General features: G+C 68.8%; 19 protein-coding genes and 1 pseudogene. 7 read left to right on the forward strand and 13 right to left on the reverse strand.

Translation table 11 applies throughout. The annotated features are described in order from the left end of the window. Positions 1-14: 14 nt before the first annotated feature. Both AB0M24_RS11055 and AB0M24_RS11060 read right to left on the reverse strand, forming a co-directional pair. Complete coding sequence (locus AB0M24_RS11055) at positions 15-653, reverse strand: 4'-phosphopantetheinyl transferase superfamily protein (protein ID WP_363764214.1); 639 nt, start codon at positions 651-653, stop codon at positions 15-17. 1 nt (position 654) lies between these two features. After that, on the reverse strand, positions 655-1,473 hold the full coding sequence (locus AB0M24_RS11060; protein ID WP_363764217.1) for a metallophosphoesterase: 819 nt from the start codon (positions 1,471-1,473) through the stop codon (positions 655-657). Between the two features lie 629 nt (positions 1,474-2,102). On the opposite strand from AB0M24_RS11060, the pseudogene AB0M24_RS11065 reads away from it, so the two are divergent. Beyond that, positions 2,103-2,501: pseudogene (locus AB0M24_RS11065) on the forward strand (transposase); the annotation flags it as partial. Positions 2,502-2,630: 129 nt separating this feature from the next. Here the strand turns inward: AB0M24_RS11065 and AB0M24_RS11070 are convergent. Together AB0M24_RS11070 and AB0M24_RS11075 are read right to left on the reverse strand one after the other, a co-directional pair. Further along, complete coding sequence (locus AB0M24_RS11070; protein ID WP_363764220.1) at positions 2,631-3,164, reverse strand: CbrC family protein; 534 nt, start codon at positions 3,162-3,164, stop codon at positions 2,631-2,633. Between the two features lie 15 nt (positions 3,165-3,179). Then, on the reverse strand, positions 3,180-3,839 hold the full coding sequence (locus AB0M24_RS11075; RefSeq protein ID WP_363764222.1) for a hypothetical protein: 660 nt from the start codon (positions 3,837-3,839) through the stop codon (positions 3,180-3,182). A gap of 213 nt (positions 3,840-4,052) precedes the next feature. On the opposite strand from AB0M24_RS11075, the gene AB0M24_RS11080 reads away from it, so the two are divergent. Both AB0M24_RS11080 and AB0M24_RS11085 read left to right on the forward strand, forming a co-directional pair. Next, positions 4,053-5,360: a NucA/NucB deoxyribonuclease domain-containing protein gene (locus tag AB0M24_RS11080; protein WP_363764225.1), complete on the forward strand. Its 1,308-nt coding sequence runs from the start codon at positions 4,053-4,055 to the stop codon at positions 5,358-5,360. A 19-nt stretch (positions 5,361-5,379) separates the two neighbouring features. Beyond that, the gene (locus AB0M24_RS11085) at positions 5,380-5,910 is read left to right on the forward strand and encodes a hypothetical protein (RefSeq protein WP_363764228.1); all 531 of its coding nucleotides are present in this window, start codon (positions 5,380-5,382) and stop codon (positions 5,908-5,910) included. Here the strand turns inward: AB0M24_RS11085 and AB0M24_RS11090 are convergent. The 6 genes from AB0M24_RS11090 to AB0M24_RS11115 all read right to left on the reverse strand — a co-directional run bounded on the left by AB0M24_RS11090 (position 5,897) and on the right by AB0M24_RS11115 (position 12,419). Next, positions 5,897-7,072 (reverse strand): histidine kinase, encoded by a 1,176-nt coding sequence (locus AB0M24_RS11090; RefSeq protein WP_359852475.1) that lies wholly within the window; start codon positions 7,070-7,072, stop codon positions 5,897-5,899. The two genes, AB0M24_RS11085 and AB0M24_RS11090, sit on opposite strands and share 14 nt — an antisense overlap. A 4-nt stretch (positions 7,073-7,076) precedes the next feature. Continuing rightward, positions 7,077-8,828, reverse strand: coding sequence for a cation acetate symporter (locus AB0M24_RS11095; protein WP_363764232.1), 1,752 nt, complete (start codon positions 8,826-8,828; stop codon positions 7,077-7,079). Beyond that, the gene (locus tag AB0M24_RS11100) at positions 8,825-9,172 is read right to left on the reverse strand and encodes a hypothetical protein (protein ID WP_363764235.1); all 348 of its coding nucleotides are present in this window, start codon (positions 9,170-9,172) and stop codon (positions 8,825-8,827) included. The genes AB0M24_RS11095 and AB0M24_RS11100 overlap by 4 nt, the downstream gene beginning before the upstream one ends. A gap of 53 nt (positions 9,173-9,225) precedes the next feature. Next, the gene (locus AB0M24_RS11105; protein ID WP_363764238.1) at positions 9,226-10,134 is read right to left on the reverse strand and encodes a LytTR family DNA-binding domain-containing protein; all 909 of its coding nucleotides are present in this window, start codon (positions 10,132-10,134) and stop codon (positions 9,226-9,228) included. A gap of 311 nt (positions 10,135-10,445) precedes the next feature. After that, complete coding sequence (locus AB0M24_RS11110) at positions 10,446-10,733, reverse strand: hypothetical protein (protein ID WP_363764241.1); 288 nt, start codon at positions 10,731-10,733, stop codon at positions 10,446-10,448. A 390-nt stretch (positions 10,734-11,123) separates the two neighbouring features. Further along, positions 11,124-12,419 (reverse strand): polyketide synthase dehydratase domain-containing protein, encoded by a 1,296-nt coding sequence (locus AB0M24_RS11115; RefSeq protein ID WP_363764243.1) that lies wholly within the window; start codon positions 12,417-12,419, stop codon positions 11,124-11,126. 371 nt (positions 12,420-12,790) lie between these two features. Between AB0M24_RS11115 and AB0M24_RS11120 the strand changes: the two genes are divergently transcribed. The 4 genes from AB0M24_RS11120 (at position 12,791) to AB0M24_RS11135 (ending at position 20,287) form a co-directional block, all read left to right on the forward strand. Beyond that, positions 12,791-14,485: a fatty acyl-AMP ligase gene (locus AB0M24_RS11120; protein ID WP_363764246.1), complete on the forward strand. Its 1,695-nt coding sequence runs from the start codon at positions 12,791-12,793 to the stop codon at positions 14,483-14,485. Positions 14,486-14,593: 108 nt separating this feature from the next. Further along, a complete protein-coding gene (locus tag AB0M24_RS11125) occupies positions 14,594-18,145 on the forward strand; it encodes a cytochrome P450 (protein WP_363764249.1) in 3,552 nt (1,183 codons plus the stop codon). Between the two features lie 19 nt (positions 18,146-18,164). Further along, a complete protein-coding gene (locus tag AB0M24_RS11130; protein ID WP_363764252.1) occupies positions 18,165-18,914 on the forward strand; it encodes a maleylpyruvate isomerase family mycothiol-dependent enzyme in 750 nt (249 codons plus the stop codon). 44 nt (positions 18,915-18,958) lie between these two features. Further along, positions 18,959-20,287 (forward strand): hypothetical protein, encoded by a 1,329-nt coding sequence (locus AB0M24_RS11135; protein ID WP_363764255.1) that lies wholly within the window; start codon positions 18,959-18,961, stop codon positions 20,285-20,287. Here the strand turns inward: AB0M24_RS11135 and AB0M24_RS11140 are convergent. Genes AB0M24_RS11140 through AB0M24_RS11150 form a run of 3 tightly spaced genes read right to left on the reverse strand, consistent with a single transcriptional unit; the run spans position 20,284 to position 26,327 of the window. Further along, positions 20,284-22,434, reverse strand: a complete 2,151-nt coding sequence (locus AB0M24_RS11140) for a VCBS repeat-containing protein (RefSeq protein ID WP_363764258.1) — start codon at positions 22,432-22,434, stop codon at positions 20,284-20,286. The genes AB0M24_RS11135 and AB0M24_RS11140 overlap by 4 nt on opposite strands. Positions 22,435-22,492: 58 nt before the next feature. Beyond that, positions 22,493-24,982, reverse strand: coding sequence for a DUF3516 domain-containing protein (locus AB0M24_RS11145; protein WP_363764261.1), 2,490 nt, complete (start codon positions 24,980-24,982; stop codon positions 22,493-22,495). 10 nt (positions 24,983-24,992) lie between these two features. After that, positions 24,993-26,327 carry a glutamine synthetase family protein gene (locus AB0M24_RS11150; RefSeq protein WP_363764264.1) on the reverse strand — a complete coding sequence of 445 codons (1,335 nt, stop codon included), beginning with the start codon at positions 26,325-26,327 and terminating at the stop codon, positions 24,993-24,995. Between the last annotated feature and the right edge of the window lie 147 nt (positions 26,328-26,474).

Genomic DNA, 26,474 nt, shown 5'->3' on the forward strand with positions numbered 1-26,474 from the left:
TCTCTACACGTCCCCTACACGCTGACGGCGATCGCGGTGATGAGGATGTCGCCCTGGACGAGCCACCGGCCGTGGAAGCCCGCGATCGGGGTGTCCGGCAGCAGGATCCGCGAGTGGAACGTGCCGTCGGCGTTCAGCGTGATATCGGCGTCCTCGAAGCCCAGCCACCGCTGCGTGATCGGGTACCAGGCCTTGTAGGTCGACTCCTTCGCGCTGAACAGCAGCCGGTCCCAGCAGATCTTCGGGTCGTCGACCTTCAGGCCGGGCATCCGCCGGATCTCCGCCGGGATCGCGATGGCCTCCAGCACGCCGTCGGGCGCCGGTCCGTGCGGCTCGGCGTCGATGCCGATCGTCCGGTAGTCGGTGTCGAGCGCGAGCGCCGCGGCCCGGAAGCCGGCGCAGTGGGTGAGGCTGCCGACCACGCCCCGCGGCCACTTCGGCTCGCGCTTCGGGCCGGGCAGGATCGGCGCCGGCTCGACGCCGAGCCGCTTCATGGCCTCGCGGGCGCACCACCGTGCCGTGCCGAACTCGAACTTCCGCTTGGGGACGGCGTTGCCGAGCAGTGCCTCCTCCTCGGGGAAGAGCTCGACCGGGAGTTCGTCGTTGTACCGCTCCACCGCGGCGATGGGCGGGGGAAGAAGCTGTTCCAGCACGTCACGACTCCCGCAGCACGTCGTGCAGCTTCACCTGCGTGGTGCCGCGCGGCTTCCACTCGCGCGGGTAGCCGAGCGAGACCTCGTCGAAGCGCACGCCGTCGTAGTGCGTCGTGCGGGGGATGTGCAGGTGGCCGTAGACCATCTCGACGGCGTTGAACCTCTTGTGCCAGCCGGCGGTCAGTGTCGTGCCGCACCAGAGCGCGAACTCGGGGTAGCGGAGCACGAACGTGGGGTCGCGCACGAGCGGGTAGTGGTTGATCAGCACGGTCGGGCCGGTGATCTGGGAGAGCCGTTCCTCGGTCTCCTGCACGCGCGCCTGGCACCAGGCCTCGCGGGACGGGTACGGGTCGGGGTGCAGGAAGTACTCGTCCGTGCACACCACGCCCGCCTTGTGCGCGATCTCGAGAGCGGACTTCACGTCCGTGGCACCGTGCGGCCGGAAGGAGTAGTCGTAGCCGAGGAACAGTGGACAGACAGTGACCGGGCCTCCCTCGCCGTGGAAGACCTCGTACGGGTCCTCCGGTGTGACGACGCCGAGGCTGCGGCAGAGCTCCACGAGCTGCTTGTAGCGCATCTCGCCGCGGGCCTGGTTCTCGTCGTCCTTGGTGGTCCAGAGCTCGTGGTTGCCCGGCGACCAGATCACCTTGCCGAACTTCGGCCGCACGGTCCTGAGGGTCCACTCGACGTCGGCGAACTTCTCGCCGATGTCCCCGGCGATGATCAGCCAGTCACCGGGGTCGGGTGACGCGATCGCCTCCACAACCTGACGGTTGTCCTGGTAGGAGACGTGCAGGTCGCTGGTGGCCAGAAGCTTCACGCCTCGACGGTATCTCTGGCGTCAACGACTGGATCATTACCGCTCAGTGGCGGAGCTGTCTGTGAGCGGTCGGTTCCACTCTGTCGTGGGTTGAGGTACCCGACCGGTTATCCGTTCGTCGCAGACAGTGGTCCACTCGTCTCAACAGGACAGGCCGTGTATCGCCACCGCACGTCCGCTCATCGCCTTTTACGGTCTACCTACTTACCTGTTTTCTGGCCGCCTTCTTACTGTGAGCGCTGTCACCTGACGGAAAAGTCCTGGCGGAGGACCCACTCATGACCGACTCACAGTTCGCACGCACCCCGGACCCGCGACTCGCGCGGCAGGTCCCGCCCCGTCAAGTGCCCCAGCGGCCCCTTCCCCCACGTCAGGCCCCGGTCGGCCAGGTGCCGACCCGGTACGGCCAGCCCGTGGACCCGCGCCTGGCCGGCAACCCCTCGTTCCGCCGCACGGTCGGCGCCGAGATCGCCCGCCACGCCCAGCAGCACTCGGCCTACGCCGTTCCCCAGCGCCGCACGACGGCCGAGGACACCGCCCTGGCCACGTTGCTGCGCTCCCGTCAGCGCGCCGAGTCCGCCCGCCAGGACACACGGCCCGTCGACTCCGCGCCGCGCCAGGACTCCTGGATGCGCACCTCTGCGTGGCCGGAGCACGCTTGCGAGACCGGTCGTGGTGACGTCATCGAGCAGCTCTCGTCGCGCCTGGTCAGCCCGAACCTGTGGGCCGTCGTCGAGCCGCTGATCCCGCCGGCCAAGGTCCGTCGCCAGGGTGGTGGCCGCGGCCGCGTGTGCAACCGCGCTGTCTTCACCGCCATCGTCTTCGTGCTGTCTTCCGGCTGCGCGTGGCGGCACCTGCCCGCGTCGTTCGGCGTGACCGTGCCGACCGTGCACCGCCGCTTCCAGGAGTGGACCGACCTGGGCCTGTGGGTTCGCCTGCGTCGTGCGGCGGCCGAGGGCGCCTGCGGTACCGACGAGATCGACTGGATCCGCGCGGTGCTGGACGCGGCCGACCGTCGTGCCGCGAAGGCCGCCAGCTGATTTCTCTTCGGCTTGCGCCGGGGTCACCCTGAGGAAGGGTGGCCCCGGCGTTTTTGTGCATGTTGCTAAGCAATGACCGCTCATCGCACTTTCGACCGCTCGTCGCGGCCTGAGCGGTCAGGTGGAGTCGCTGTAGGCGAGGTGCGTGCCGCAGACCCGGCACCGGAACAGGTAGGCGGTCGGCGAGCCGTCCCTGCTGAGCGCGTCGACGTACCAGTCGATCTGGTCGTCCGGCCACCCGCGGAGCTCCTCCCTGATGGCCTTCCTCGCTGCCGTGTTCAGCTCGTCGCCCCCACGCCTGCCGAGGAACTCCGCCCCGTCACCGCAGTGGAACAGCCACCGCCCCTCCTGCCACGCCGAGAACCCCGGTGTGCGCCGGCAGATCTCGTCCACGACCTCGTCCGGGACGTCGCCGGGCGCCTCGGCGTCGGTGAACGTCGCGTCGAACGTCTCGGCCGCGCTGCCGTCCGCGACGCACCACGGGCACACCCGGACCGTCTTCTCGGAGTAGATCGGTCCCTTGTAGAGGAACCCGCGCGCCTTCCCGCACCGCGCGCACTCCTCGTCGGACCAGTCGACCGAACCCGTGAAGAGCGGCTTGGGGTGGTAGCGGAACGACGGCAGTCGCTCGCCGAGAGGCGCGGGAGTCATGGGCGACATGATGAGCTACCACCACTGATGAGGCAGCCACCAGAGCCCCTTGTCCTCCAGTTCGGCCAGTTCCGCGAGGGCCGAGTCCTGGGCCTCTCCCGGCGGCAGTGCGAGGAGCAGGTCGACGCCGTCCCGCAGCAGCCATGCCCTGATCGCGTCCTGGGCGGCTTCCTGGTCGAAGTCGTCGACGAAGCTCGACCACGGGAGGTAGTCGTGGAGCAGGTCGCCGAGGTGGCGGGCGGCCGCGACCCCGCCGACGGCAGACCAGGTGGCCAGCCACGGTTCCACTCCGCCGCTCAGCTGACTGACAACGGTGAGAACGCCGGTCACCGGGATCGGGCTGGGGTGAGTGCTGAGCGTGGCCGCCCACCACGCCCGCAGCACGTCCTCGACGGCGGTGCGCCGGTGAGGCGGCCAGCCGGGCCAGCCGCACTGCGCGAACCGAGGGGCGATCACCCTCGTGTACGTCAGCTCACCGCTGGTGAGCAGTCGCAGGATGCGCGGCGCCCAGATCCGCATCTGCGCGGGCATGTCGAAGTCGTCGACGAACACGTACGGCCCGTGCCAGACGAAGATGTCGAACCGATCCTTGATCTCGAACGGGTCGTGAGCCGGGCCGGGATCGTCGGGGAAGGCGTCGGACAGCCGGAGCAGTGCGGCGGCGAGGTCGGTCATCGAGGTGCCTGACGGGACTCCGCGCGAGGCGAAGAGCGTGACGTTACGCGAAACCGGACGGTCGAGGAAGCGAATTGGTAACCGAGGAATCCGCGCATTTCAACGCCGAGTGGATTACTCCGAATGGTGGTAACTCCTCCGTCGTGCTTCCGACACTGTGAATTGCGTACGGCGGTACTGGGGGTACCGCCGCTTCGATTCCTGGGGGGAATCATGAAGTCGCACAGGCGACGTCGTGCTGCCGTGCTCACGATGGCATTGGCGGCATCTTTGTTCACACCGGTCGGCGCACATTCCGCGGAGTCCGGGATCGATCCTCGTGGCGGGATCACCTCGCCGACGCTGAATCAGGACGGCTCGGTCACCGCGCTGGTCGCCGAACCCCGAGACGGCACGGTCGAGGAATCGCGGCGCATCGCGATGAAGCGAGGTGCCGTCGCGGACGTCTCGGCCGCCGATCTCGCCAAGGCCGACGAGACGAAGAAACAGCTCGCGGTGGCGGCGGAGGAACCGCCGAAGGAGCTGCTGGACGCGTGCCTCAACAGTCCGGACGCCAAGAAGGTCGGCGGCAGGGTTCTCTTCCGCCACTTCTGGTGCCAGGAGAACGTGGTGCACGGTGAGTACATCAACACCACCACCGGCAAGGTCGAAGGCGAGTTCACGGTCAAATACCGTGCTGCGGCGATCGGGCATCCGTTCGAGCGCGAGATGCGCTACTACTTCCACGGCGACGACTACGAGACCGACGGCAGCTTCAGCGGGTGGGACAAGCTGTCGCTGAAGGTGCACTGCACCAAGCTCACCGCGGGCTGCAACAACGACCGCGAGTGGGTCAGCAAGGACATCGGCGACTGGGACGACGGCGAGTGGGAGCGCTGGGTCATCGGGTCCGACGAGCGGGTGGCCACGCAGCAGCCGGAGAAGGTGCTGCGCAACATCTTCACGGTGTCCGGCTACGCGGTGGACTCCTTCGGCCGCTCGGTCGAGCTCACCTCGCTGACCGAGCCCGGCTTCCGCTGCGACTCGGCGACCTACTTCAACCAGGAACCGCGGGCGTGCGTTTTCACCGACGTGCTGCCCCGGCTCAACTACACCTACGGCAACAATCACGACGAGGTCGTCACCCACATCAAAACCGCGTACGAACACCCGGAACTGACCGATCCTCGCAAAGAGGGGAAGTCCGTGCCAGGACGATTCCTGCTGGGGTCGGTGGATCCCCGTGCTCTGCACCGGGTGGCGTACGGCGGCACGACCTGGGCCAAGAACAGCGCCGTGAAGGACAAGGAATGCGCCAAGCTGCCCAAGAAGGACGGCCAGGATTGTGACGAGTTCCCCTTCGCCACGACCCGCGAAGGCGCCGCGTTCGGCGACGACAACTACTCGGTCAAGTACGTGAACGAATCGCACAACCGCAGTGCGGGTTCCGCGTTGAACACCTACTACCGCTGGGACCGCATTCTCTACGAAGAGGATCCCGCGGACGGTGTGCTGGACGAGTTCTGGGTGAGCGTTCCCTGAAAATGGTAGTTTTCACTTCATGAGCGCCTCGTTCCTGCGGTCCGCCGACGGTCTCGTCGGCATCGAGTACGGGCACTTCCTCGTCGAGTCGCGGGGGCTGACCGAGCCCCCGCGGCCCGCGTTCGAGGACGGGAAAGTCCTTTCCCCGGTCGACGACGCTTTCGCTGTCGGTGTCGTGTCGTCGTTCACTCGCCACGCACTGGTGCAAATCGAGTCCTGGGACGGCGAACCCGAAGGCGAGGTGACGGAGGAATGCGTCGTGCACTTCAGCGACGCGTCGATCGCCGCGCGCGCGGTGATGGCTCCCGGACCCGAGAGCGGCACGCTGGAGCTCCCGGCGCCGGGCACCTACCGCGTGCGCGTGCACCGCTGGGGCGGCGACCAGGTCGACCACCTGATGCGGACCTATCCGGATGCCCCGATCCACCGCGTCGAGCACGTGGTGCTGCGCCTCTGGCCGACGGACGAACCGGCGCAGCCGCGGGAGGCCCCGCTGACCGAACTGGGCGAGCAGCACCGAGCCCTCGGCAGCTGGCTCACATCCCGTTGATGCCCGCGTGGTACTTCGGCACCCGCACGGTGATCTTCGTGCCGAGCCCGCACGCCGTCTCCACCACGAGCCCGTACTCGTCGCCGTAGACGCGCCGCAGCCGTTCGTCGATGTTGCCGAGCCCGATGCCGGCCGACTCGTCGACCTGCCCGGCCAGCGTCCGGCGCAGCTTCTCCGGGTCCATGCCGATGCCGTCGTCCTCGATGGTGATCTGCGCTTCCGCGCCACCGTCGTTCGCGTGGATCTGGATGTGCCCCGGCTCGACCTTGCCCTCCATCCCGTGCCGCACCGCGTTCTCCACCAACGGCTGCAGGCACAGGAACGGCACGGTCACCGGCAGCACCTCGGGCGCCACCTGCAAGGTCACCTTCAACCGCTCACCGAACCGCGCCCGTTCCAGCGCCAGGTACTGGTCGATCGACCGCAGCTCCTCGGCCAACGTCGTGAAGTCGCCGTGGCGGCGGAACGAGTAGCGGGTGAAGTCCGCGAAGTCCAGGAGCAACGTCCGCGCGCGCTCCGGGTTCGTGCGCACGTAGGAAGCGATGGCGGACAACGAGTTGTAGATGAAGTGCGGCGAGATCTGCGCCCGCAGCGCACGCACTTCCGCCTCCACCAACCGGGTTCGCGACCGGTCCAGCTCCGCCAGCTCCAGCTGTCCGGCAGCCCACCGCGCGACCTGGTTCGTCGCGCGAACCAAACCCGCCGACGCCTCACGCGAGTAGGCCGCCAAAGTCCCGACGACGCGCCCTTCCACCGTCAGCGGAGCGACGACCGCGCAGTTGATCGGGCAGTTCGGTTCGGTGCAACCGATGTCGAACGCCTGGGTGCGGCCGGTCAGGAACACGTCCTCGGCCTGCGTCATCGCCTCGGCCGCGTGGTGATCCGAAACCCCTTCCCACGCAACGACTTCCGTCTCGTCGGTCAACGCCAACGCGGGTGTGTCCAGCAACGTGCGCAGGTGCCGCGCGGACTTCTTCGCGGCATCGGGCACCAGGCCGGCGCGCAGCGGGGGAGCGGCGGACCAGGCCGTGTGCAGTGTTTCGTAGGTGACGCGCTGGGCCTCGGTCGAGAGCGACTGCTTGTTGCGCGTGCCCCGCCAGAGCACGAGCACGGCCGCTCCGCCCACGATCAGGATCGCGGCTGCAGTCAGGAAGTCTTGCATCGCGTCACCTATCCAGCTTTTCGTCGGACGACGACGAGGGGCCCGAACCCTCGAGCCCGAGGTTCTCGGGTGCGTGCAGCTTGACCATCGTCCGTTGCACGCCCGGCGGAACGTGCCGCTGGGTGAGCAGGGAGACGACGTACATGACCGTGAAGCCGAGCGGCACCGTCCACGCGGCGGGACGCGAGAGCAGCAGCTCGTACCAGGAGTCGCCGGTGTCGGTGAACATCGTCACCAGGCCCGCGGTCAACGCCGGCAGACCGCCTGCGAGCATGCCCGCGATCGCGCCGACCGTCGTTATCCGAGTGGACCAGATTCCCAGCATCAGCAAGGGGCACAACGAGGACGCGGCCACGGCGAAGGCGAGGCCGACCATGTCCGCGACCGGCATGCCCGACGACACGAACGTCATCGCGAGCGGCACGAGCCCCGCGAGCACGGTGGAGATCCGGAAGCCGCGCACACCACCGAGCCGCAGCACGTCCTGCGACAGCACACCCGCCAGCGACACGACCAGACCGGACGACGTCGACAGGAACGCCGCGAACGCGCCACCGGCGACGAGAGCGCCGAGCAGTTGGCCCCCGATGCCGTCGATCATCCGGGTCGGCAGCACCAGCACCACCGCGTCGGTCTGCCCGGTCATCAACAGCTCAGGTGTGTAGAGGCGGCCGAGAGCGCCGTAGATCGGGGGCATCAGGTAGAACACCGAGAGCAGGCCCAGCACGATCAACGTCGTGCGGCGCGCGGCCGTGCCGTTCGGGTTGGTGTAGAAGCGGACGATCACGTGCGGCAGGCCCATGGTGCCCAGGAACGTCGCGATGATCAGCGAATACGCCCCGTACAACGGGAACTTCTCGGCACCGGACTCCGGCAGCGCCCACGTCTCGTTGGTGTTGTGGGCCATTGTGGACAGATGCGGGACGGGCGCGCCCTTGGGGAAGGTGAACTCCGCGCCGAGCCCGACGCGGTGGTAGCCGCTCGTCAGCTGGAGGTCCGCGTGGTCGATGTGCGTGTCGTCGACCTTGCCGGTGCCCTTGATGAAGATCGACTGCTCGACGTGGATCGTGGTGTCCTTGTGGAACTTCACCACGGTGTCCTGCGGGAAGTGCGGGAACTCCGGCTTCGTCAGCGACTCCGCGCCGTGCACCTGCCACACCACGATCAGGAACATGATCGGCACGGTGATCGCGGTCAGCTTGAGCCAGTACTGGAACGCCTGCACGAACGTGATCGACCGCATGCCGCCGGACATCACGTTCGCGGTGACCACGACCGTGACGATCAGCGCGCCCACCCAGTCCGGCGCACCCGTCACGGTGTTCAGCGTCAGACCGGCGCCTTCCAGCTGCGGCAACAGGTACAGCCAGCCGATCGCCAGCGCCAGGATCGACGCGACCGCGCGCACACCACGCGAACGGAAGCGGGCCTCGGCGAAGTCCGGCAACGTGTAGGCGCCGGAACGCCGCAGCGGCGCGGCGACCATCGTCAGCAGCACCAGGTAGCCGGCCGTGTAGCCGACCGGGAACCACAGCATGTCCGGCCCGTAGGCGAAGATCAGCCCTGCGATGCCGACGAACGACGCCGCCGACAGGTACTCGCCGCCGATCGCGGACGCGTTCCACCACGGGGACACCGTGCGCGACGCGACGTAGAAGTCGGACGTGGTGCGGGAGACGCGCAGTCCGTAGGTACCGACCAGGATCGTGCCCAGTGCGACGACCAGCACCGCCACGATGGCGTAACCACTCGTCATGGACGTTCGACCAGCTCCGCGAACTCGCGTTCACTGCGCTCGGCCTGCCGCACGTAGAACCAGCCCGCCAGCAGCAGCATCGGGAACGTCGCCACGCACAGCAGGAACCACGGCAGCCCGAGTCCGAGCACCCGCGCCTTGCCGAGCTCCGGTTCGATCGCGAACAGCAACGGCAGGACGCCCAGCGACGCGCACACCACCAGGCACACCGACAGCCCGAGCCGCCGTTGCGCGCGGATCAGCGTGCGCATGTAGACGGCGCCGAGCTCGCTCTGCTCGTTGATCTCCCGCGTACCCGAGTACGGACGGCGGGCGCGCGGTGCCCTCGTGCGAGGGCTCGTCACCACCACACGCTGGGTCGGCTTCGGCGCCGGCCCTTTCCGGGGTGGCGGCGTGGTCACGACCCCAGCCCGTTCCTGGGTTGCACGACACCGGCGGGCGTCGCACCCGACACCGGAGTCGGCCTCGCCCGGCGCACCAGCAGTTGCCGGAGATGCCGGGCGTGACGGCGGCTGACCGGCAGCACCGCGCCGCCGATCGTGACGCTGAGGTGGCCGTCCTCCAGACGCAGCTCGTCGATGTGGCCGAGCGAGACGAGGTGGCTGCGGTGGATGCGCACGAATCCCGCGCTGCGCCACCGTTCCTCGAGTCCGTTCAACGCCGCGCGCACGAGACCGCTGCCCGTCGCGGTGTGCAGGCGGGCGTAGTCGCCGTGCGCCTCCACGTACCGGATGTCGGCGAGGCGGATGAACCGCGTGACGCCACCGAGCTCGACGGGGATGACCTCGTCACCCATCTCCGGCGGCGTGGTGTTCGCGGGCTGCGCGGGTGCGGGCGCGGCCGGTTCGGCCGGGGTCTTGGAGTCCCAGACCTCGTGCACGATGCGGTGCACGGACTCGGCGAGCCGTTCCTGGCGCACCGGCTTGAGCAGGTAGTCGAGAGCCTTGAGCTCGAACGCCTCCACGGCGGGCTGCTGGTGCGCCGTCACGAACACGACGGGCGGCGGCTGCGCGAACCGGGAGAGCACGCGGGCGAGGTCGAGACCGTCGAGGCCCGGCATGCGGATGTCGAGGAACACCGCGTCCAACGGCTGCCCGGCGTCCATCGCGCGGTGCAGCACCCGAAGCGCCTTCGTGGCGTCGGTGACCGCTTCTACGTGTGCGATGCGCGGATCGGAGCGCAACAGGTACACGAGGTCTTCCAGCGCGGGTGCCTCGTCGTCGACGGCGAGCACCCGGAGGGAGCGCTCGAGGCTGCCACGTCGATCCGGCCCCTCGCAGACGGGGCAGGGCAGACCTGAGGTCATTCGAGATCGAGTCCAAACTGTGTACGGCCGATCCTCACGTGGCGGCGATTAGACCACGCTCGGTCATCGCGCGCCTGGTGAGCCGAGGGCGTCGGATACGCGATCATGCACCCTCACGGAGGGTGACCCGCCGCGGGGGTCCGATTGCACAACGTGTGCACACCTCACCCCCTCACCCCTGAAAAGCCCGCTCGGGCGCATCATCCGTCAGGGGGAGAAGGTGCGGAAACCCTCCGATCGGGTGTGTCTCGGAGGGCAGACGGAAACCGCTATCACGCAGCGTGCACTTGCCTGGTCAGGCTCGCTCGATCTCAGGGGTGGCGCAGGGCGCGGGGCTGGGCCGCCAGCGCGTCACCGAGCGTGATCTCCAGCTCGATGAACGACTCCTCGGCGCGGCGGGCGGCGACGCTCACCGACGCGGCCGCGGCCGGTCCGATCAGTCTGCGGGTGGGCGCGCGGAGTGCTTGAATCGCCTCGGACCACTGGTTCGAGAGCTTGGCGAGACCGCTCAGCGTGTCGACGAGGTCTTCGGTGTTGTCCGGCGGTGACGCGATGATCTCCGCCAGCCGGTCGCGCAATGCGTCCAGTGCCGGGTCCACGGATTCCTCCCGTCGGGAGACAATTACCCCCACTGAGCAACACCATATCTCGACCGCAGTGGTCCAGCGCAATGATGTTGCCCCAGCAGGACCACCCGGTCAATCGAGCACCCATTCCGTCTCAACAGGCGCTCGTCTCAACTGGTGCGCTCTTATGGCGGCCGGCTGAAATGAACGGCTTTCGACGTTCAGTCCACCGGCGTCGACGCGGTGTCGGTTCTACGTGCCTGGTAGGCCAGGTGGCGCCTGGGGTGTTGGGCCGAATCGGTGTGTCCTGGGTCGCATCAATCACGGCATTGCGTTCGCCGGTCGAGCTACTTCTCGACAGTTGTATTAACTCTTTTGCTCGAGTGTTCAGTCGTTCGGGTTCATACAGGATTATCGAACGGTTCAGCGGGGGTGGCGCAGCAGTCGTACTCCCCGCAGCTCCAGCCGTGCCGAGCCGTCGGCGTCCATCAGCAGAACGTCGCACTCGGCGTGCCCGTCGCGCACTCTTCCGGCGGACAGCGCGGCCTTTCCGGGAGTGGAAAGGAGTCCGGTCCGGTGCACCCCGACGTCGCGGATGCTCGTGGCGACCGCGAGACCTCCGAACTCCTCACTCGCCCACATCGCTGCGAACCGCAGACATTCGTCGGTGGCGGCCGGATCGGTTCGGCTGTGGTCCAGCGGCCAGCCGAGCGCCTGAGCGCCACGGACAGTGACGAGCCGCGCGGTTTCGGGATGCTTCGGCGGGCTCGTCGGGGCGGTTCTGGCACGGCCGTGCAGGACATTCGACACGAGAGCGAGCCGATTTCCCTGGCCACGCACGGTGATCGGACCGGTTCCGGTGCCGGGATCGCGCAGCAGTGAGACCTCGCGCAACGCCGTCGTGCCGGATGCGGCGACGAACCATTCGACCAGCCACGTGAGCGCGCTGTGGGACTCGCGGGTGAGGGAGTTCGGCGGGACTTCGGCGCGGAAGTGCCGGGGTGGCCGGCTCGGCTCGGTGATCAGCTCGTGGCGTTCGTTCGGATACCCCACCGCTTCGGCCGCGCCGCCGTGCAGGAGCTCGGTGGTGATGAGTTCCGCGGTGCGCGGGCTGCGAGGGATGTCGAACGCGCGGATCGTGCTGTCCGGCCATTCGGTTCGCAGGCGGCGGGTCAGTTCTTCGAGTCCATCTCGGCCGAATCGGCCACCGGTGTCCTGCACGGTGATGAACAGCTTTCGCTGCTCGCGCGCGGCGTGGAGGGCTTCGGTGTGCACGCGGGTGACGTCGGCGCGCAGGCCGCCGAGGAAGATCACGCCCGTCGCGCCGTACGGGACCTCGTCGACGATCGTGGCCGCGATCCCTTGCGCGGCAAGGTTCGCGCGTAACTCCTGTGCTGTGCCGCGGCCGTCGTCGGTGATCACGAGCGTGCCGCGCAGGCCGGCCGTGCGCAGGCCGGGCGCTGTTCTCGGTGTGAGGGTCCGGGTGTGACAGGTCTTCGCCGGGCGACCTTCGACCGCGGCCTGCAGCTCGCCGAGGGTGCGGAAGCCGAGGAGGTCCGCGACGGTGATCTCCGGCAGGCCGGGGTGCTGAACCCTCAGCGCGGCGAGCAGCTCGACGCGGGCGAGCGAGTCGAGGCGCAGATCGTCGGTCAGGTCGAGTTCCGCGGTGAGAACCGCCGCCGGTCGTCCCGTCCGCGCGGACACGAGTGCCAACAGCACGCTGCGCCCCTCATTCCTGTGCTTTGTGTGGAGCGACGGTACCGCAGCGGGCAATAGCCTTTGTCACACGCGACAGCTGTCTCATTTGGAAAAATCTTTACTCGTCTCAACAGGGTGCGGTCAAGTAGCCATGTTTGTGGACGAACGAGACGTTCCCATTGCTCTGTTCGAGTGTCTTGATGGCAGTTTTCGCAGGTCAGAGTACTTGCCGGAAATCGACGCGGTGTTGATTCCGTTCGACGTCAGGAGTGGATCGGGAATGCTCTGGGACTGGTCGAGTCAAGAATGTTGTCTTGTTGTGACACGCGATTGCGCTCTTCGGGTACGGGAGGGTTCCGTAGTCCAGGTGAGCGTTGCTACGGTCCTGCGACGTGAAAACCAGCGCCTCGCTCGGCACCGTTGTCTCGGCCTTTCTCCGATTGTGGGAACGCTCTCCCGAACGTTTGTTGTTCACGTTCGTCGACGAGCGCGGCCGGGACGAGGAAGCCGTCACCGCGGGCGCTCTGGGCGAGGCCGCGTCGTCGATCGCGAGTGCCCTCCGCGGCTGGGGTTTCCGTCCCGGCGACCGCGCCCTGCTGGTCTACCCGCCCGGCCCCGACTTCGTGCGCGCCCTGGTCGGCTGCCTCGCGGCGGGCGTCGTGCCGGTGCCGGTGTACCCGCCGAACCCGATGCGCTTGGGTCACGACCTGGCCGGCTTCCGGTCCATCGTGGACAGTTGCGCGCCCCACGCTGTGCTGACGAACGGTGCCTACGAACGCGCTCGCACCGTCGGCGCCGTGACGGGCTTCTTCGACCGAGGCAAGCCGGAGTGGCCACGCCTGCGCTGGCACCGCACCGACCGTGTGCGGGCCGCGGACTTCGACTGGGTTGTGGCTACTTCGGACGACCCGGCGTTGTTGCAGTACACCTCCGGCTCGACCGCGGCACCCAAGGGCGTCGTGCTCACCCACGGCAACCTGGCGTCCGAAGTGGCGTCGAACGCCGTCGACCTCGGCCTCGGCGACGACACGGTGGGCGTGTTCTGGCTGCCGCAGTACCACGACCTGGGGCTGATCAGCGTCATCCTGAGCACGCTGACCGGCAACTCGCACACGTACCTGATGTCGCCGCTGTCGTTCCTGCACCGCCCGGCCCTGTGGTTCGAGGTGATGTCGCGTGTGCGCGCCACCCACACCGCGGCGCCGAACTTCGCCTTCGAGCTCGCGGTCCGGAAGACTTCTGCCGAGCAACGGGCTTCGTGGGACCTCAGTGCCCTGCGGGTGGTGATGTCCGCGGCCGAACCGATCCGCGTGTCCACTGTGGATGCTTTCTTCGGTGCCTTCGCGCCGGCAGGTCTGCTGCGTTCCGCGTTCTACCCGGCCTACGGGCTCGCCGAGCACACCGTCAGCGTGTCGATGGGCGGGCAGGCGGTGCTGCGGCTGGACCGCGCGGCCTTGCAGCGCGGTGAGGTGGTGGAGTCCGCCGACGGGCTGCCGGTCGTGGGTTGTGGGCGCATCACCAAACCTTCGGCGTCCGTGCTGATCGTGGACCCCGCGACGGCGTCGGTCTGCGCTCCGGACCGGGTGGGCGAGGTGTGGGTGACCTCGTCGACGAAGGCTTCGGGCTATCTCGGGTTGCCGGACGAGACGCGGCGGACGTTCTCGGCACAGGTTCCGGGAGACGAGCGTGAGTACCTGCGGACCGGGGATCTCGGGTTCTTCCACGACGGCGAGCTGTTCATCACCGGGCGGCTCAAGGACGTGATCATCATCAACGGCCGCAACCACTATCCGCAGGACCTCGAGGACGCGGTGCGCGACTGCCATCCGCTGGTGCGGCCGGGCGGGGTGGTGGCGTTCGGAGTGCCGGGGGAGACGGGCGAGCGGCTCGTGCTGTTCGTGGAGACGCGTGAGAAGAAGGCCCCGTCGGAGGAGATCGCCGAGGCGGTGCGGCGGTGTGTGTTCGAGACGCACGGGCTCGCGGTCGACGACGTGGTGGTCGGCGCGCAGGGGCTCGTGTTGAAGACGACGAGCGGGAAGGTGCGGCGGCGCGCTTGCCGGCAGGCGTTCCTGGACGGCCGGGCATGACGGCGTTGCGCGACGCGGTGGCTGCTCACCAGAACGCACATGAGCACCCACCACACACACGAGTCCGGCCGGGTACCCCCAATTTCAAGTGTAGTGAGCGGGTCTGACATGAAGTCCGTCATCGTCATCGGCGCCGGGGTCAGCGGCCTCACCGCCGCCCGTGCCCTCCAGCAGGCAGGCCATCGGGCGATCGTCCTCGAACGCGGCGGCGAGGTCGGCGGCAAGTGCGCCTCGGTCGACATCGACGGGCACGCGTTCGACCTCGGTGGCCACGTCTGCACGACCAAGTACCAGCGGCTCGCCAAGCTGGCGACCGACCTCGGGCTCGACACCGAGCCGACCACACCCCACCGCGTGTTCGACGCGGCGGTAGGCGAGTCGCGGCCGCAGAGTTCGGCGTTCTTCACCTACGAGAACTTCCAGCGCTACACACGGGTGCGCGACGCCGAGTTCCCGCGCCTCGCCGAACCCGGCCTCGCGCATTCGGCGAAAGCGCTCAACGCTCCTGCGCTCCAGTGGCTCGCGGAACACGGGCTGGAAGCGATGGCCGAGTCGTTCGGCGCCGGCTACACAGCGGCGGGCTACGGCAGCCTCGCCGAGATCCCCGCGCTGTACTTCCTCAAGTACGCGGAGATGACCGGACTGCTGTCGAGCGCGCGTGATCTGCTCGGCCACGCCGGGAGCTTCACGATCAAGGGCGGCTTCGGCGCGCTCTGGAGGAAGGTCGCGGCCGACCTCGACGTGCGGCTCGACGTCGAGATCGAGCAGATCGCGCGCACCGCGGCAGGGGTGCGGGTCAAGACCGGCACGGAGTGGATCGAGGCGGACGCACTGGTGCTGACCGTGCCGATCGACCAGATCCCGGCACTCGACGCGACGCCCGAGGAACGCGACATCGCGCAGAGGGTTCGCTACCTCGACTACCGGACGATGATGTGCGCGGCGGACGGGTTGCCGCGCGAGGCGTTCTCGCTGGTCACGCAGCCTGCCAAGGTCGTGTCGTTCCACCATCGGTACGAGGACAGCGACGTTTACGCGTGCTATGCCTACGGGGCGGACGACGACAACTTCCAGAACGACGTCCGGGCGTTGGGCGGCGAGATCAAGGCGCCTTACCTGCGGAAGGACTGGAAGTTCCTGCCGCACTTCGGATCCGAGGACCTCAGGAACGGCGTCCTGGACCGAGTCGAAGGCCTGCAAGGTGAGCTGAACACGTTCCACGTCGGCAGCCTGCCCGCGTTCGAGCTGGTCGAGTGCACGATCGCGTACGCGGAAGACCTGGTCGGCAAGCACTTCTCCACGCACAAAGGCACGCACGCTGTCACGACCGCGCAGACGATCCGCGAGTGGCTGATCAAGCACATCGCCGCCGAGCTGAAGGTGCCCGCGATCTCCGCGCACCAGCCGCTCACCTCGCTCGGGCTGGAGTCGCTGTCGGTCGCGAGCCTGCAGAGCGAGCTGTCGGACTGGCTCGGTTTCCGGGTGCCGCACACGCTGTTCCTCGAACTGCCCACAGTGGACGCGATCGCGGAACACCTCGCCCGCCAGGACGTGCCCACCCAGGACAGCTCGCTCGCCCTCGCCCTCACGACGCCGCGACCGTTCTTCTGCATCGGCGGCGCGGTCGGAGCGGCCTACTACCTGCTGCCGCTGGCCCGCGCGGTCGGGCAGGGGCAACCGTTCTACGGCCTGCAGGGACCGGGTTTCGACGGCAGCGAGGAGCCGATCGACGACGTCGAAGAGCTCGCGCTCCGGTACATCGCGGAGATCAAGCAGATCCAGCCGTACGGGCCGTACCTCGTCGGCGGGCACTCGTTCGGCGGCATCGTCTCGTACGAGGTCGGCAGGCAGCTGCGCAAGCGAGGGGACGAGGTCGCGCGGGTCATCATGATCGACGCGTACCCCGCCGTGCCGGGCCAGCTGGAGCCGCCGTGGGACGAGCGCGCGGTCATCGAGGAGCTGTGGACGATCCAGCAGCACGCGTTCCGGACCGAAGGCGCGCCCCGGCGCCGCGTCGACCAGTCGCTGACGCCGAAGGAGCAGCGCGAGCAGCTCGGGCGGTTCCTCGGCGCGTCCGGCACGCGGCCGGTCGAGGAGCACATCGCCACGATCATGGGCGTCTACCAGGCCCAGGTCGAGGCGCTCGTGCGGTACGAACCGCAAGGCTCCGACCTCGACGTGACGCTGATCAAGGCGACCGGTGGCTTCCCGCACGTGCTCAAGGACGACCGGCACGTCGAGCTGTTCTTCGACGCGCCCGCGAACGGCTGGGAACGCGTCGCGACGCGGTCGTTGAACGTCGTGACCGTGCCCGGCGACCACTTCACGATGCTGGTCCCACCATCGCTGACGGCCTTGGCGGACGCCGTTCGCACCGCCATCGCCCAGGTGCCGCCGCCTCCACCACCACCGGCCGCGCACGTCGAGTCGTCCATCCACATCAACCCGATGCACCCGGACTTCCTCGCCGACCCGTACCCGTTCTACGCGCTGCTGCGGGACCTCGCGCCGGTCTACTACGACGACGCGCTCGACGGCTGGGTGCTCACCCGCCACGCCGACGTCACCGACGTGCTGCGCCGCACGACCGTCGTCCGCCCCTCCACCGCCACGCTGATGGCCCGCCTGCCGCAGGACGTCCTGGAGCGGATGAACCCGTTCATCCGCCGCCTCGACAGCTCACTGCCGTTCAGCAACCGCCCGTCGCACACGAGGCTGCGCAAGCTGATGAACCGCAGCTTCACGCCGCGAGCGATGGAACAGCGCCGCACGACGGTGGAGGAAACCTGCCGCGAGCTGCTCGACGGCTTCACCGGCGGCGACTTCCTGGCCGAGGTCGCCTACCCGTTCCCCGCGCGCGTGGTGATGGATCTCGTTGGCGTGCCACGAGCGGACCAGCGGCAGCTGACCAGGTGGGGCATCGACGTCATGAAGACGCTGGGCGAGGGCCAGTACGGCGCGGACCCCGTCGCCGTCGCCCACGCCTCGTCCGCCGCGATGGACGAGCTGATGGCCTACCTGCGCGACCTGATCGGCGTGCGCCGTCTCGCACCCGCGGACGACCTGATCTCCGAGCAGCTCAACGCCTCCGACGCGGACCTGTTCGGCGAGCGCGGCGAGTGGGACAGCGACGACGAGCTGGCCGTCAACATCATCTCGCTGATCAACGCGGGCCTCGAAACCACCGCGAACTACCTCGGCAACGGCGTCCTCGCCCTGCTGCGCAACCCCTCCCAGTACCAGCTCCTGCGCACCGAGCCGATCGCCACGACCGCGGCCGAGGAACTGCTCCGCTACGACTCACCCGCGCCGATCATCACCCCGCAGCTGGCCGGCGAGGACATGGAGATCGGCGGCCATCACGTCAAAGCGGGTGAGCTGATCTTCCCTGTGCTCGGCGCCGCCAACCGCGACCCCGCGAAGTACGCGAACCCCGACACCCTCGACCTGACCAGGTCCTCCGCCGTCACGCACCTGACGTTCGGCGCGGGCATCCACTACTGCGTCGGCGCGTTCCTCGGCCGCCTCGAAGGCCAGGTGCTGTTCCCGATGCTGGCCCAGCGGTTCCCGGACCTCAGGCTCGACCCACGAGCCGGAGAACCGTCGTTCCGGCCCGACCCGGCGCTGCGCGGACTTAAATCACTACAGCTGCTGATCTAGAAGTGGTAGACACCGCGCTGTGCACAACGCCCTGGGTTTCTCCGATCTGCTGCGTCTGATCGACGAGCGGTCGACCGCTTTCCGCGCCGCCATCTCGTCCGCCCCGAGCCTCGACGCGCAGGTGCCCTCCTGTCCGGAGTGGACGCTGCGGGACCTCGCGCACCACATCGGCAACGGCCGGTACGTCTGGGCCGCCACCGTCGCCGCGGGACCGGCGTCGGCCAAGGCGACCCCGGACGTTCCCCCGATGCCGGAGGACCGTGAGGCCCTCGTGGCATGGCTGGCCGACGCGGCTCAGCAGCTGCTGGACGCACTGCGCGAAGCCGGCCCGGACCGCGAGTGCTGGGTCGGCTGGACCGACTCGCAGTCGCCGCGGACCACCGGAGCCGTGGCGAGGCACCAGGTTCAGGAGATCGCCGTTCACACCTACGACGCCCAGCTCACCATCGGCGACCCTCGTCCGCTGCCGGACGACGTGGCGCTCGACGGCGTCGACGAGTTCCTGCTCACCTGCGTCTCCACGACCAGCGCGTGGCCGCACGAGCCCACCACCGTCGACTACCACGCCACCGAGGGCCGGTCCTGGCGCTTCCGGTTGTCGCAGGACGGCGCCAGGATCGGCCACGTGGACGGCGAGGCCGACACGTCCATCACGGCGACGGCGAGCGACTTCGTGCTGTGGTTCTACGGGCGGATCGCCCCGGACGCGCCCAAGGTCGAAGGCGACGCGCGGTTCGTCGACCGGATCATCGCCTGGGAGCCCGCCTGACGTTCGTGATATGACTGGTGCTCGACCGAATCTGGGGGGATGCGGTGAAGTACTTCGTCATTCGCGACGGTGGCCCTGTTCCACGAGCACTGGTGCGGACGCACCAGGGCGTGGTGGAGACGTTCACGGGCCGAGGTGAGTGGGTCGAAGCCGGACCGCCGGGCACGGCGGCGACCGAGGTCGACGCCTACGAGTTCTACGACCACGTCTACGAGGCGATGCGCGACGCACGGGCCGGTTTGCCGTGCGTCGCGCTGCTTTCCACGACCTACCGGGCCGACGAGCTGATCAACGTCGACGCGGTCATGCGGGTCAGGGACGGCGTCGAGGAGTGGCTCGATCGCGACAACGTCTGGCGCGCGGAACACCCGGACCTCGAGGGCAAGGTCCGCATGCCGATCAGCGAGGAAGAGCTCGACCGTCTCAAGTGGACGGCCGCGCGACCCGAGTGGTTCGTCGTGCACGACGAACGCGACTACCCGTACGCCGTGGTCAGGAAGATCCCGTCCGCGGAGGAGGCGTTCACCCGCGACCTGCGGTGGGAGTCGTCGGATCTGCTCGGGCGCACGGATCTGCGGGTCGAGAAGCAGGACTACCGGCCGTCCGACCAGCGCGCCGCCCTGGAGATCGGGGTGCGCCGCGACCGGCAGCGTGCTCGTGGCGGACCCGAGTACTTCACCTTGTGGCCCAGGGTCCGCTTCGAGCCGGCCGAGCTCTCCAGCGTGATCAGGCGCACGAAGGCGGGCGAGGAAGTCTGCGTCGGACACAGCGGATGGCTTCCGTCGCGCATGCTCGACGACATCCCGCGCGAGTACTACCCGTTCTGGTGGGTCCTGCCGATCTCCCCGGAGGAGGCCGACGAGATCCTCGCGCGCCGGGCAGAACCTCGCTACTACCACGTGCTGTCCGGAAACGACGGCCTCGATCTTCCGCACGCGGTCGTCGAGGTCGACGGCGGGCACGAGAAGGCGTTCACGTGGGACCTGGCCTGGGCGCCGTCTGATCTGCTGTCCCGCATCGCGGAGGAGCCCGATCTGCACGTGCAGGAGTTCCTGCCGGACTGGGGACCGCTGGAGGCGACCTTGCGGATGGCCCGCGCGGTCCGCCGCCGGCGTCGCAGCAGGGAGTGGAACGGGCAGTTCTGGTACCACGCGGTCTTCCCTGGCCGGGCGGCGGTGTTCGACCTCTCGAACGCCACCGAGCTCATCCGAACCGTCGCAGGCAGCCACTACCCGGAGGAGGCCTACCGCGACGGCGCGTGGACGCGTACCTATCTGCTGGAGGACATCGGCCGCGGCAAGGCTGACGGTGAGGATCTGCCGATCAGCCCTGCCGAGGCGGAGGCCCTGATGCGCCGGTGGTCCCAGCGCTAGGACGCGGACGGCGTGCCCCGCGTCTCGTCCTCCCATCCCAGCACCGGGAGGTCGAACGCGGTGCCCGTCGAACGCGCCGTCCACAGCTGCGTCCTGCCGTTCGCCGCCCGCACGACCGCGATGTCCTCCTTGCCGTCCAGGTCGAAGTCCCCGGCCGTCACGACTCCGGCGAACGAGCCCTGCGACCACACGCGCGGCGTGAAGCTCGCGGCGGTGTGCACGAACAACGCCTGTTCGCCCTGGATCACGACGTCTCCACGACCGTCACCGTCGACGTCCGCGCTGACCGGAGTCGCCCGGTCCGCGGGGTAGTCGTTGCCCTGCCAGCGGATCTCGCCGGTGCCGAACGCGCTGCCGGTCGAGGTGTAGGTGCGCAACGACGTGCCGGTGCCCTCGCTCCGGATCTCGGCGAGGTCGGCCTTGCCGTCCCCGTCGAAGTCACCCGCGACGATCTTGCCGCTGACCCCGTCCAGCCACGTCGACGGTGACCCGAGAGCACCACCGCGGAACACCTGCACGCGAGTCCCCGTGGCCGCCGCGACGTCGGTGCGGCCGTCGCCGTCGAAGTCGCCGGCCGCGAACCTGGTGCTGTCCAGCGGAAGCTCACCGGTCCACGGGAAGGGAGGCGCGTTCAGGCGGTTGCCGTCGGAGAGCATCAGCAGCATCCGGGTGTTCGCGCCGTTGCGCTGGAACATGATCACGTCGGAGCGGCCGTCTCCGTCGAAGTCGCCGCGCACGTGCGGGCCCCACTGCTCCGGCCCAGAGGAGATGCCCGGGTCGAAGACCTGGGTGCCGGCGTGGAAGCCGCCGTCGCGAGCGGTGACGTTCCACATCGTGTAGCGGCCGAAGTCGTTGCGCTCCATGAAGGTCACGTCCGCGCGGCCGTCACCGGTGTAGTCGGCCCGCACGTGCGGCTGTGGCGTCACGGGCGCGCGGGCGAACAGGTCCCAGCTCCGGTAGTCGCTGACGTTGCCCGCCCGGTCGACCGCCCGCGCGTAGAAGAACGACGTCCTCCGGTCGCGTGGCATCGTCACCGGGACGACCGCCCGCCCGTCGGGACCGGCCTTGACGAACGTCGTCGCCCGCTCCTGCTGCATCCCGAACTGGTAGCCGTAGACGTCGTCGCCCGCGGTGGCGGGGGAGAACGTGAGCGTCCCGGTGGTGCCGGCCGGGATCACGGAGGTGCCGTTCGGGTAGTCGGTCGAGGAGATGCGCGGCTTGGCCGGCCTCACGTCGTCGACCAGGAGCCAGCACTCGGTGCTGTACGGGCTGGAGTCCGTGTCGTCACTGGACTTCGCGCGGTAGCTGTAGACGTTCCCGTGCTGCAACAGGCCCTGCGGCAGCTCGGGCCAGGCGTAGGCCCCTCCCGAGCCGACGGAGATCTCACTGGTGTGCACCACAACACCCGCGGCGTCGCGAACCTCCAGCGTGCTGGTCAGGTTGTCCCCGTCGAGGTCCTTGGAGCTGCCCGAGAACTGGCTCGGCGGCGGCATCACGGTCGGCGCGTCCGCGGTGCCGCACGCACGCGGGTACGTCGTGCGCACGGTCGGCGCGCTCGGCGCGTTGTTGTAGGTCACCACCAGGAACACGCTGTCGGGCAGGATCACCTTGCCCTGCGCGGGATCGGTGTCCTGCGGAGCGCGCAGCCCGAAGCCCGTCGAGCTGTCACGGCGGTCGGCGGCCTCCTGCACCACCTGCCGGAGTTGGTCGCTGCGCAGCGCCAGAGGCGTGTTGTACTGGGCGCACGCCTGCCCGGACGCGCTCGCCAGCCGGGTGCTCCAGTGCTCCTCGGACGTCCGCCACGTCAGCGGCTTCGCCGGGTCGATCGCCTTCGTCTGCCACAGGTCCACCGGAGTCTCGTCGCACGACTCGGTGCGGTCGACCATGATCCGGACGGTCGCGTCGATGATCCGCGCGCCACCGAACTGCCGGGTGTCGAACTGGAACAGCGACCGCCACTGCCCGCCGTCGATCGCGCCCACCCGGACCGCGTCCCGGTGGGTCTCCCAGTACGACGTGTCCGGGTCGAGCTTGTTGACGTGCGTCCACGCGGACGGCGGCGGCGCGTACCCGATCGCCTGGGCCGGCGTCGTGATCAGCGTGCTGGCCAGGCCAGCCAAGGCCAGCACGGGCAGTGTTCTGCGCATGAGCTCTCCCCCTCGCTCACGAAATGCCGAATGCGAGGGGGAGGGTAGGTCGCGGTGCCTACAGGCGGCCTACATCGGTGATCGTCACCGCGGCCTCGCCGAGTTCGTCGGACGCCATCAGGTCGATCTCCGCGTTGAAGCCCCAGTCCTTGTCACCGGCCGGGTCCTCGAAGATCTGCCGGCACACCCAGCGTTCGCGCTCGACGTTGATGATCAGGAACGCCGGGCCGCGCGCGTTCGGGCCCGCGCCGATCTGGTCGTGCTCCTCGAAGTACGGCTCCAGAGCGTCCATCCACTCCTTGGCCGTCCAGCCCGACTCGTGGTCGAGCTCGCCCAGCGAGTACCAGTCGCGCTTCGCGGCCAGCTCCACGCGCCGGAACAGCGCGTTGCGGACGAGCACGCGGAACGCGCGGACGTTGGAAGTGACGGCGGGCGGCAGGTCGACGCGGACCTCGGGCGCTGCCTCGTCGCCGGGGTTGGTGAGCTTCTCCCACTCGTCGATGAGCGACGAGTCGACCTGGCGCACCAGCTCGCCGAGCCAGGACGTCAGGTCGTTGAGCTCCTCGGTCTTGGCCTCCTCCGGCACCGTCTGCGACAGCGCCTTGTAGGCGTCGGCCAAATACCTGAGCACCAGGCCTTCGGAGCGCGCCAGGCCGTAGAACGCCACGTACTCCGTGAACGTCATCGCGCGCTCGTACATGTCGCGCACGACGGCCTTGGGGGACAGGTAGTAGTCGCCGACCCACGGGTGGCCGCGGCGGTAGGTGAAGAACGCGGCGTCGAGCAGCTCGGCGAGCGGCTTCGGGTACGTGACCTCCTCCAGCAGCTCCATCCGCTGGTCGTACTCGATGCCTTCGGCCTTCATCGCGCCGATCGCCTCGCCGCGCGCCTTGTGCTCCTGGGCGCCCAGGATCTGCCGCGGATCGTCCAGAATGGACTCGATCACGGACAGCACGTCCAGCGCGTAGCCGGGGTCCTCGCGGTCCAGCAGCTCGATCGCGGCCAGCGCGAACGGCGACAGCGGCTGGTTCAGCGCGAAGTTGAACTGCAGGTCGACGGTGAGCCGGAAGTCGTCGCCGGCGCGTTCGACCACGCCCGCCGCGACCAGCGCCTTGTACATCGCCAGCGCGCGCTTGATGTGCTTGAGCTGCTTCGAGCGGTCCTCGTGGTTGTCCTCGAGCAGGTGCCGCATGGCCGCGAACGCGCCACCGGCGGGACGGCCGATCACGTTCAGCAGCATCGCGTGCGAGACCTGGAAGCTCGACGTCAGCGGTTCGGGCTCGGCGCCGACGAGCCGTTCGAACGTCGACTCGCTCCACGACACGAACCCGTCCGGCGCCTTCTTGCGGACGACCTTGCGGCGCTTCTTCGGGTCGTCGCCCGCCTTGGCCAGGGCCTTGATGTTCTCGACCTCGTGCTCCGGCGCCTGCACGACGACCGTGCCCACGGTGTCGTAGCCCGCACGGCCCGCCCGGCCGGCGATCTGGTGGAACTCGCGGGCCTTCAGGATGCGGGTGCGGGTGCCGTCGTACTTCGACAGCGCCGTGAAGACGACCGTGCGGATCGGGACGTTGATGCCGACGCCGAGCGTGTCCGTGCCGCAGATGACCTTGAGCAGACCGGCCTGCGCGAGCTGCTCGACCAGGCGGCGGTACTTCGGCAGCATGCCGGCGTGGTGCACGCCGATGCCGTGCCGCACCAGCCGCGACAGGGTCTTGCCGAACCCGGCGCTGAAGCGGAAGTTGCCGATCAGCTCGGCGATCGCTTCCTTCTCCGGCTTCGTCGCCACGTTGACGCTCATCAACGACTGCGCGCGTTCGAGCGCAGCGGCCTGGGTGAAGTGCACGACGTAGATCGGCGCCTCACGGCCGTGCAGCAGGTCCTCGATCGTCTCGTGCAACGGCGTGGAGACGTACTGGAAGTTCAGCGGGACCGGGCGCTGCGCCGAGCGGACCACCGCGGTCGGGCGGCCGGTGCGCCGGGTCAGGTCCTTCTCGAAGAACGTGACGTCGCCCAGCGTCGCCGACATCAGCAGGAACTGCGCCTGCGGCAGTTCGATCAGCGGCACCTGCCACGCCCAGCCGCGGTCGGGCTCGCTGTAGAAGTGGAACTCGTCCATCACGACCTGGCCGACGTCGGCCGTCGCGCCGTCGCGCAGCGCGATGTTCGCGAGGATCTCCGCGGTGCAGCAGATGATGGGCGCCTGGTCGTTGACGCTGGCGTCGCCGGTCATCATGCCGACGTTCTCCGGCCCGAAGACGTCGCACAGCGCGAAGAACTTCTCCGAGACCAGCGCCTTGATCGGGGCGGTGTAGAAGCTGCGCTGGTTGCCGGCCATCGCGACGAGGTGGGCACCGATGGCCACCAGCGACTTGCCGGATCCCGTGGGCGTGCTGAGGATGACGTTGGCCCCGGAGACGAGCTCGATGACCGCCTCCTCCTGCGCCGGGTACAGCTGCAGGCCGCGTTCACCCGCCCAGTGGGAGAAGGCGTCGAACAGTTCGTCTTCGTCGGCGATCGAGGTGAGCCGGTCCGTAAGTGCAGTCATCGCAGGTGAACTATAGGTGGTACGCGTACTCGGTGAACTCCCAGTCGGTCACGAACCGCTGGAACCGGGCCACCTCCTCCCACTTGAAGTCCACATAGGACCGCACGAAGTCCTTGCCCAGCACCTCTACCATCGAGGTGTCTTCTTCGAGGTAGGCGAGGGCGTCGGGCAGCGTGGCGGGCAGCGTCGGGGCCTTCGACGGGTCGTAGCCGTAGCCCGCGGACGGCCGCGGCGGCTCGATCCGGTCGCGAATGCCCAGGTAGGTGGCCGCGATGAGGCCCGCGATGCCGAGGTACGGGTTGGCGCTGGCGTCGCCGAGCCGCAGTTCGAGGCGGGTGGTCTCGCCACGTTCGGCCGGGACCCGGAGCATCGCGCTGCGGTTGTCGAGGCCCCAGTCGATCAGCCACGGGGCGAGCGAGTCCGGTCCGAACCGCTTGTACGAGTTCACCGTCGGGTTGAGCAGCGCGGCCAGGGCCGGGGCGTGCTTGAGGATGCCGCCGATGGCCCAGCGGGCTTCGTCACTCAGCCCGTGGCTCGTCCCGGCCGCCTGGAACGCGTTGCGGCCGTCCTTCTCGTGGCACGACAGGTGCAGGTGGAAGCCGGAGCCGCCGCCGTCGTTGAACGGCTTGGCCATGAACGTGGCGAGCCGGCCTTCTCTGCGTGCGAGTTCCTTGACGCTCGTCTTGAACCGGAACGCCCGATCGGCGGCGTCCATGGCGGGTGAATGGACGAGGTTGATTTCGAACTGACCGCCCGCGTACTCGTGGTTGCCGCCCGTGGTCTGCAGGCCGGCGGAGGAGAGCGTCCGAAGAGTTCTCAACAGATGACCGTCTGAATCGCCCCTGCGTCCCGTCGCATACACGTTGCCCGGCTCATCGCAGTAGGGCCGCCACCCGTTCGGGCGATCTTCGTCCGGTTCGCAGAGAAAATATTCCAACTCGGGGCCGACCACCGGGGACAGGCCGGTGGTCTCGAATATTTCCAGCGCCCGGCGCAGCACCTGCCGCGGCGATTCGTCGACAGGTCTCTCGTCGGCCGGGCTCACCGCGTCCCCGATGCACCACGCCACGCCCGGCTCCCACGGGATCGGCAGCAGTGTGTCGAGGTCCGGTACCACTATGACGTCGGGCAACCCGGCGTCGAGAACGCCCCCGTTCTCCGTCGTCTTGCCCCCTGGAGTCGTGCTGTAGACAGCACGGCAGAACGACAGCCCCCGCTGCGTAACCGCTGGTAGATGCTCCACGAGCACGTCACGGCCCCGATCCGTGCCGAGCAGGTCGGGGAAGACGACGCGCACGACGTCGATCCCGTCGTCGCCCAGCCTTGCCGCGAGTTCCCGTGTCACCTGTTCACCGACCACGTCGAACTACCTTTCCGGCACAGTGTGTAGCTGGCGCGGAGGGGATAACGTTGAGGGGCAAACGCTATCGACCCGTCCGTGGAGTAAAGACCATGATCGGTCTCAGTGGGTGCTCCACACTCATCGTCCACC

It is taken from the genome of Lentzea sp. NPDC051838, from assembly GCF_040681245.1.
Taxonomy (GTDB): Bacteria; Actinomycetota; Actinomycetes; order Mycobacteriales; family Pseudonocardiaceae; genus Lentzea.

Bases quoted from the DNA above. Each gene is read 5' to 3' on its own strand.
- AB0M24_RS11095 (WP_363764232.1), bottom strand. From the start codon at position 8,828: ATGACGAGTGGTTACGCCATCGTGGCGGTGCTGGTCGTCGCACTGGGC.
- AB0M24_RS11145 (WP_363764261.1), bottom strand. From the start codon at position 24,982: ATGACTGCACTTACGGACCGGCTCACCTCGATCGCCGACGAAGACGAA.
- AB0M24_RS11105 (WP_363764238.1), bottom strand. From the start codon at position 10,134: ATGACCTCAGGTCTGCCCTGCCCCGTCTGCGAGGGGCCGGATCGACGT.
- AB0M24_RS11125 (WP_363764249.1), top strand. From the start codon at position 14,594: ATGAAGTCCGTCATCGTCATCGGCGCCGGGGTCAGCGGCCTCACCGCC.
- AB0M24_RS11090 (WP_359852475.1), bottom strand. From the start codon at position 7,072: ATGCAAGACTTCCTGACTGCAGCCGCGATCCTGATCGTGGGCGGAGCG.
- AB0M24_RS11085 (WP_363764228.1), top strand. From the start codon at position 5,380: ATGAGCGCCTCGTTCCTGCGGTCCGCCGACGGTCTCGTCGGCATCGAG.
- AB0M24_RS11080 (WP_363764225.1), top strand. From the start codon at position 4,053: ATGAAGTCGCACAGGCGACGTCGTGCTGCCGTGCTCACGATGGCATTG.
- AB0M24_RS11140 (WP_363764258.1), bottom strand. From the start codon at position 22,434: ATGCGCAGAACACTGCCCGTGCTGGCCTTGGCTGGCCTGGCCAGCACG.
- AB0M24_RS11070 (WP_363764220.1), bottom strand. From the start codon at position 3,164: ATGACTCCCGCGCCTCTCGGCGAGCGACTGCCGTCGTTCCGCTACCAC.
- AB0M24_RS11075 (WP_363764222.1), bottom strand. From the start codon at position 3,839: ATGACCGACCTCGCCGCCGCACTGCTCCGGCTGTCCGACGCCTTCCCC.